Source organism: Streptomyces sp. NPDC001634, from assembly GCF_040298185.1.
Lineage (GTDB): Bacteria > Actinomycetota > Actinomycetes > Streptomycetales > Streptomycetaceae > Streptomyces.
Genome location: NZ_JBEOZU010000068.1, coordinates 49,174 through 56,302, shown reverse-complemented (window position 1 = coordinate 56,302; position 7,129 = coordinate 49,174). Strand labels below are relative to the sequence as shown.

6 protein-coding genes are annotated in these 7,129 nt (G+C 70.9%); 2 read left to right on the top strand and 4 right to left on the bottom strand.

From position 1 onward, the window contains the following. Nucleotides 1-101: 101 nt before the first annotated feature. Nucleotides 102-1,658, bottom strand: coding sequence for a protein kinase domain-containing protein (locus ABT186_RS34380; RefSeq protein WP_351221337.1), 1,557 nt, complete (start codon nucleotides 1,656-1,658; stop codon nucleotides 102-104). A gap of 381 nt (nucleotides 1,659-2,039) precedes the next feature. Between ABT186_RS34380 and ABT186_RS34375 the strand changes: the two genes are divergently transcribed. Further along, a complete protein-coding gene (locus ABT186_RS34375; RefSeq protein ID WP_351928412.1) occupies nucleotides 2,040-3,674 on the top strand; it encodes a protein kinase domain-containing protein in 1,635 nt (544 codons plus the stop codon). An 81-nt stretch (nucleotides 3,675-3,755) separates the two neighbouring features. On the opposite strand, the gene ABT186_RS34370 is transcribed toward ABT186_RS34375, so the two are convergent. Then, nucleotides 3,756-4,298 carry a bacterial proteasome activator family protein gene (locus ABT186_RS34370; protein ID WP_351221335.1) on the bottom strand — a complete coding sequence of 181 codons (543 nt, stop codon included), beginning with the start codon at nucleotides 4,296-4,298 and terminating at the stop codon, nucleotides 3,756-3,758. Between the two features lie 76 nt (nucleotides 4,299-4,374). Next, nucleotides 4,375-4,941 (bottom strand): PadR family transcriptional regulator, encoded by a 567-nt coding sequence (locus ABT186_RS34365; RefSeq protein WP_351221334.1) that lies wholly within the window; start codon nucleotides 4,939-4,941, stop codon nucleotides 4,375-4,377. 159 nt (nucleotides 4,942-5,100) lie between these two features. Between ABT186_RS34365 and ABT186_RS34360 the strand changes: the two genes are divergently transcribed. After that, on the top strand, nucleotides 5,101-6,000 hold the full coding sequence (locus ABT186_RS34360; RefSeq protein WP_351221333.1) for a hypothetical protein: 900 nt from the start codon (nucleotides 5,101-5,103) through the stop codon (nucleotides 5,998-6,000). 49 nt (nucleotides 6,001-6,049) lie between these two features. On the opposite strand, the gene ABT186_RS34355 is transcribed toward ABT186_RS34360, so the two are convergent. Continuing rightward, the gene (locus ABT186_RS34355; protein WP_351221332.1) at nucleotides 6,050-7,030 is read right to left on the bottom strand and encodes an NAD(P)H-quinone oxidoreductase; all 981 of its coding nucleotides are present in this window, start codon (nucleotides 7,028-7,030) and stop codon (nucleotides 6,050-6,052) included. Nucleotides 7,031-7,129 lie beyond the last annotated feature (99 nt).

Sequence of the window (7,129 nt, the reverse complement as noted above, 5' to 3'; positions counted from 1 at the left end):
CGTCAGCCGCCCCCCCCCCGGTATTCCGCGGCAAAACACCCCCCGGCGCGTGTTGCGCGTGTGCGGGCTCCACGCGCGCGTGCAGGCTGTTGTCGCGTCGGTCAGCCGGTCAGGCCGGACGGCGGGGACGCGCCGCCGTCCGTGGGCGCCGGGTCCGTCTGGCCGCCGCCCGTGGGCGAGTCCGACGGCTTGTCCGAAGGCGTCGTCTGCGAGGGCTGGTCGCTCGGCTGGGCCGGCGTGGTCGACGGCTGGGCCGGCGGCTGGCTGTAGGTCTGCGACGGCGTGTACGAGGGCGTCCAGTCCGACCCGCTGCCCGTGTCCGAGCTGCTGCTCGTGGCCGTGTCGCTCGGCTCGGCCGACGGCGTCTGGCTGGACTGCTTGTCGTCCTTGGACTGCGTGGCGGTCGGCGACTGCGTCGTGCCGGTCCCGCCGCTGTGGCCCTTGCCGTTGTTCAGCGCCAGCGCGACACCCGCGGAGATGGCGATGATCGCGAGCACCGCGAGAATCCACAGCTTGCCGCGGCCGCTGCCCCTGTTGCCGTGCCCCTCGAAGCCGCCGTCGTCACCGCCCCCGTACCCCGCGGGCAGGATCGGCTGCGGAATCTGGGTGGTACCGGACTCACCCGGGTGCGGCATCACCGTCGTACCGGCGAAGCCCCCCGCCGGAGTGTGCCGGCCCTCGTGCATCTCCACCGGGCCGGTGTTCCAGGTGCCGGTGTGGCCGCCCTGGTCGTACAGCATCTGCAGGCCGTACTGGACCAGGCCGCGCATCTCCTCGGCGGTCTGGAACCGGTCGTCCGGATCCTTGGCGAGGGAGCGCATGACGAGCCCGTCCAGCTCCGGCGGCGACGCCCCGTCCGAGGTCTGCGACGGCGGCACCGGGATGTCCTGGACGTGCTGGTAGACCACGGACAACGGCGTCTCGCCGACGAACGGGGGCCGCAGCGCGAGCAGTTCGTACAGCAGACAGCCCGTCGCGTACAGGTCCGAGCGGTGGTCGACGGCCTTGCCGAGCGCCTGCTCCGGGGAGAGGTACTGCGGTGTGCCCATGACCATGCCGGTCTGCGTCATCGTCGTGGACGCCCCGTGCAGGGCGCGCGCGATGCCGAAGTCCATCACCTTCACCGCGCCGTTGTTGGTGATGATGACGTTCGCCGGCTTGATGTCGCGGTGCACGATGCCGTGCTGGTGCGAGTAGGCCAGCGCCTCCAGGACGCCCGAGACGATGATCAGGGCCTGCTCGGGGCCGGGGGCCTCCGCGTTGAGCAGCAGATCGCGGATCGTACGCCCCTCGACCAGCTCCATCACGATGTACGGCACCGACTGGCCGCCCACGAAGTCCTCGCCGGAGTCGTACACGGCGACGATCGCGTGGTGGTTGAGTCCGGCCACCGACTGGGCCTCGCGCGTGAAGCGGGCCTTGGAGACCGGGTCCTCGGCGAGGTCGGAGCGGAGCAGCTTGACCGCGACCGTCCGCCCGAGGCGCACGTCCTCGGCCGCGAACACCTCGGCCATGCCGCCCCGGCCGAGTCTGCGAGTGAGCCGGTAACGGCCGTCCCCGACAAGCCCGCCGTTGCCCCACATCTCCGGCGCGTCTGACATCCCGCCGCCAGTCGCCTCGGGGTCGGACGGGCCCTGGGCGCGCTGCGTCTGTGCCATCAGTCCTCGCCGTCGTTTCTGCCCGCGGTCTGCGCGGTGGTTGTTACGGTCTTCCCACGGGCCACGCTACAGGCTCCGCGCAAGGCGCCGGTCCGAGATGGAGCCGAGACGGACCCGCCATCAAACCTTCCGCGAGGTCACGCGTGCAAATTCTGTGTACCGCCCGTACACCCCCTGTAACGCTTCCGCGACGCTTCTTTCGCGTACGGTCACGGAACGGGCACCGAGCTTGACGTGTCACTGCCCTGGGGCAGACTTGGCCGGGAATAGGCCAGTCGATCACGGAACAATCGCGGTCGATCGTCGAAGACACGGATATCGATCACGGTCCGCGGGGGCGCCATCCAGCCGCTGCCGCCGCGCCGATGGGGGACGCAGAACATGAGCCAGGACGGCGCGCAGGGCCGGTATGCGGGGCGATCGGTCGCCGGAGGCCGCTACCAGCTGCGCGACTTGCTCGGCGAGGGCGGTATGGCCTCGGTGCATCTCGCCTACGACTCGGTGCTCGACCGCCAGGTCGCGATCAAGACACTTCACACCGAGCTCGGTCGCGAACAGGCCTTCCGTGAGCGGTTCCGGCGCGAGGCGCAGTCCGTGGCGAAGCTCACGCATACGAACATCGTCTCGGTCTTCGACACCGGCGAGGACACTCTCGACGGGATGACGACCCCGTACATCGTCATGGAGTACATCGAGGGCAAGCCGCTCGGCTCGGTCCTCGACGCGGACATCCGGCAGTACGGCGCGATGCCGGCCGACAAGGCGCTGAAGATCACAGCGGATGTGCTGGCGGCCCTGGAGATCAGCCATGAGATGGGCCTGGTCCACCGGGACATCAAGCCGGGCAACGTGATGATGACGAAGCGGAACGTCGTCAAGGTGATGGACTTCGGCATCGCCCGCGCAATGCAGTCCGGCGTCACCTCGATGACCCAGACCGGCATGGTGGTCGGCACCCCGCAGTACCTGTCGCCGGAGCAGGCCCTCGGCAGGGGGGTCGATGCGCGCTCCGACCTGTACTCGGTCGGCATCATGCTGTTCCAACTGGTCACCGGACGGCTGCCGTTCGAGGCGGACTCGCCACTGGCGATCGCTTACGCACACGTGCAGGAGGAGCCGGTGGCTCCTTCGTCGATCAACCGCGCGCTGCCGCCCGCGGTGGACGCGCTGGTCGCCCGCGCGCTGAAGAAGAACCCGAACGAACGCTTCCCGAGCGCCGAGGCGATGCGTGACGAGTGCCTGCGCGTGGCCGCGTCCTTCACGGCCGCCGCGCCGAGCATCGTGCCCGGGGCACAGACGTCGAACGGCGCCGGCGTGAGCTCCGCCGTCTTCCCGCCGGTCGACCAGTCGGCGCCGGCCCCCACGGGCCCGGTGCAGACCCCGTACCAGCCCGGACCGTACGGCGGCCCGACCCCCGCGCCCGCGTACGGCTACCCGCAGCAGGGCGGCTACCAGACCCCGCCGCAGACCGCCGGGTACGCGCCCCAGCAGGCCGCGGCGACCCCGCCGCCGTACAACATCACCCCGGGGCCCTCGACGCCCGCCACCGGCGGCTCGGGCGGGCAGAAGAGCAACCGGGCCGTGATCATCGGCTCGGTCGTGGTCGCCCTGATCGCGATAGGCGGCCTGGTCACGGCGCTGACGCTGAAGGGCGGCGGCTCCGGCAACGCGGGCGGCAGCAGCAGCAGCGCCAGTGTCAGTGCGTCCTCGAGCGTGGTGGCGAACCACAAGGGCCCGGACACGACGAAGACGATCGAGACGACGAAGTGCACGGAACCCGACACGTCCTACGACGACCCGAAGAAGATCCAGGTTCCGGACTTCTCCTTCAAGTACATCCAGTCCGTCAAGTCGTGCTTCCAGGCCGCCGGTTGGCAGATGAAGATCAAGTACGTGGACGAGAACACCTACGGCGAGGGCACGGTCATGGACCAGTTCCCGTCGGCCGGCACTGACGTCGACCCGAAGCACATGCCGGAGATCGAGCTCAGCGTGTCGACGGGCAACCCGTCGTGAACCGCTCCTGACACAACGGAAGGGCCCGGCACCTCGAGGTGCCGGGCCCCTTTGCATGGCCTGGGTTACACGACCTGCGGTTTACAGGTACGGGCCGCCTGCACGACCGCCCGTGCGGCCGTCCTCCTCACCGTCGGGTGAGCCGACGCCCGGCGGAAGGGCACGGCGCATCTGCTCCAACTGGGCCCGCGCCGCCATCTGCTGGGCGAACAGCGTGGTCTGGATCCCGTGAAAGAGACCCTCCAGCCAGCCCACCAACTGGGCCTGCGCGATGCGCAGTTCCGCGTCGCTCGGGAGCGCCTCGTCCGTGAAGGGCAGGGAAAGCCGCTCGAGCTCCTCGACGAGTTCCGGGGCGAGACCGTCCTCCAGCTCCTTCACCGAGCTGGCGTGGATCTCCTTCAGGCGCTGCCGGCTCGCCTCGTCGAGAGGAGCTGCGCGCACCTCCTCCAGCAACTGCTTGATCATGCTGCCGATCCGCATGACCTTCGCAGGCTGCTCCACCTGTTCTGTCACCGGGACCTCGCGGGAGTCGTCGTCTCCGCCGCCGAGAGCCATTCCGTCCTGGCCCACGACCAGGATCTTCTGGGCGTTCCCCGACGACCTTTCGTTCCTCGGCATCTCCATGCCGCCATTCTCTCGCACCGGTACACGACACTGACCATGTGCCCTCGGTGAACGGTGATCCACCCTGCGACGTCCCTCAATCCGGGTCGGCAGGGGGTTCCGTGGCCGCCGCCCCGGCGAGGCGCTGCAGTCTGGCCTCGCAGTGGTCGAGCCAGAGGAGTTCGGCCTCGGTGTGCAGCACCAGTTGATCCAGGACGAGCAGGCGGGCGACCTCGTCCCGGTGGGAGGGCAGCTCGGCCAGGGCCGCGCAACGCTCTCGGGTGCGCTCCCGCAATGCCTCTCTCAGATGCCGGCGCTGCGTCTCGACGACGGCCCGAATGTCGACGCCGGGCGCGCCCACGGCCATGGCCAGCTTGATCGCCAGCTCGTCGCGCGGCGGACGCGTGCGCTCCACCGGACGGGTGTACCAGTCGTGAAGTTCGGCCCGGCCCGCGTCGGTGAGCGCGTACAGCACGCGTCCCCTCGCATCCCGGCCCTCCTGCTCGACCAGCCCGTCCCGCTCCAGCCGCTCCAGGGTCGTGTGGACCTGCTCCATGTCCGGCGCCCATACGGCCCCGGTCCGCGCCTCCAGTTCCGCGCGCAGCCGGGCGCCGTACCCGGGACCGCGCCCCAGCAGCGCCAGGAGGCCGTGGCGTATCGACATGGCCGTATCTGTAGCCGGTGAGGTGGTGGTGTGCCAGCCGGGAAGGGCGGCGCGTCGTCACGTCCGCACGGGCCGGGCGGTCGAGATGCCGGGCGCCGGGGTCCGTGTGACGCTGGTCCCGTTGATCTTGCCGCCCGAGCACGGGAGGGGGTCACGCACGTGACTCCAAGGCTCCGTACGCCGTCCACGTTCCGCACGCTTCGCGTGGTCGTCCTGCCGCCGTTCCTCACGACGGCCGCCGTCCTGGGCGCGTACTGCATATCGTCCCTGTACGGCGTTCCGCCCGGGTTCGGGATCCGGACCGGGTACGGCGTCCGGCCCGCGTCGTACGCCGTCCGGCCCACGGACGATGCCCGAACCCCTGATCCGGCCGCCCAGGAGACGCACGTCACCCGATTCACGTACGCCGCCGATCCCCCCGACACGCGGCCCACGGCCCCCTCGCACACGCCAGGGCACGAGGCGTCCGACACCCCCGCCCCCACGTCCGCCGCCGGGCACGAGACCTCCGCCGCCCCGAGCCGTCGACCGGTTTCCGGGCACAAGTCGTCCAGGGACCACGCGCATCCGCCCGCCCCTGGGCGACCCGCCGTCTCCCCGTCCTCCGTCCGGCCCTCGCCGGACTCCTCCCGTGCCGGCAGTCTGCCCGGCGAGGGGCGGATACGCCCCGGACGGCCGAAGGCCGACCCGGAGGACGGGGCGGACACACCGACGTACACGGACCACGACCCGCCGGACCCACCGGACCCGCCGGACCGCCACACCACGGCCCCCGACCCCGGCACCAGGACATCCGATACATCGGATACACCAGACCCATCTGATATGTCCGATACGTACACCGGAACCGGGGCTCCCAGTGCCGACACCGAGTCGCCCTCCGGCGCGGCCGATCCCACGGCCGGCTCCCCGGTCCCGTCGCAGGACTCCGCCGTCCTCGCCCGGGAGGCCGCCGCCTCGGAACCCGTGGTGGAGATCCTGCCCCTCGGCAGCGGCCTGGTCCTCATAGGTCTCGGCCTGGGACTCGCGCTCCTCGCCCTGCGCCTGCGGCGGGAGTAGCGGCGGCCCGCGGCGGGACGACCGCCGAGCCGGGCTCACTGCTCACTGCTTACTGCACCACCAGCAGCACCTTGCCGACGTGCCCGCTCTCATCCAGCACCCGGTGGGCCGTGGCCGCGTCGCTCATCGGCAGTTCGCGGTCGATGACCGGGCGGACGTGCCCGGAGGCGATCAGCGGCCAGACGTGCTCCCGGACCGCCGCCACGATCGCCGCCTTCTCGCCGAGCGGTCGCGCCCGCAGCGATGTCGCGGTGATCGCCGCCTGCTTGCGCAGCAGTGTGCTGATGTTCAGCTCGCCCTTCACCCCGCCCTGCATACCGATGATCGCGAGGCGGCCGTTCAGCGCGAGCGCCTGGACGTTGCGGTCCAGGTACTTCGCGCCCATGTTGTCGAGGATGACATCCGCGCCCGCCCCCGCCGTTGCCTGGCGGATCTCCTCCACGAAGTCCTGCTCGCGGTAGTTGACCAGCACATCCGCACCAAGTTCGGCGCAGTGGTCCAGCTTCTCCTTGGTGCCCGCCGTGACCGCGACCTTCGCGCCCACGGCCTTGGCCAGCTGGATCGCCATCGTGCCGATGCCGCTGGAGCCGCCGTGAGCGAGCAGCGTCTCACCCGGCCGCAGATGGGCGATCATGAACACGTTCGACCAGACGGTGCAGGTCACCTCGGGCAACGCGGCCGCATGCCGCAGTTCGAGGCCCTCGGGCACGGGCAGCAGTTGCCCGGCCGGGACGGCGACCTTCTCGGCGTATCCGCCGCCCGCGAGCAGCGCGCACACCTCGTCGCCGACCGCCCATCCCGAGACACCGGGGCCGAGCGCGGCGATCCGCCCGGAGCATTCGAGTCCGGGGTAGGGGGACGCGCCGGGCGGCGGGTTGTAGAAGCCCTGACGCTGGAGGATGTCCGCCCGGTTGACGGCACTGGCGGCCACCTCGACCAGCACCTCGCCCTCGCCAGGTACCGGGTCGGGGACTTCGGTCCAGACGAGCGCGTCGGGGCCGCCTGGCTCAGGAATCGTCATCGCGTACATGGGAGATGACGCTACTCCCGGGGAGCCCTGAGCCGTTGTCATGAGGTCACGTGGGCCGCGCGATCAATCTGCCGCTGCCGGCCGGCTGATCCCGGCGAT

Coding starts and splice junctions, on each gene's coding strand:
- ABT186_RS34380 (WP_351221337.1), bottom strand. CDS start 1,658: ATGGCACAGACGCAGCGCGCCCAGGGCCCGTCCGACCCCGAGGCGACT.
- ABT186_RS34375 (WP_351928412.1), top strand. CDS start 2,040: ATGAGCCAGGACGGCGCGCAGGGCCGGTATGCGGGGCGATCGGTCGCC.
- ABT186_RS34370 (WP_351221335.1), bottom strand. CDS start 4,298: ATGGAGATGCCGAGGAACGAAAGGTCGTCGGGGAACGCCCAGAAGATC.
- ABT186_RS34365 (WP_351221334.1), bottom strand. CDS start 4,941: ATGTCGATACGCCACGGCCTCCTGGCGCTGCTGGGGCGCGGTCCCGGG.
- ABT186_RS34355 (WP_351221332.1), bottom strand. CDS start 7,030: ATGTACGCGATGACGATTCCTGAGCCAGGCGGCCCCGACGCGCTCGTC.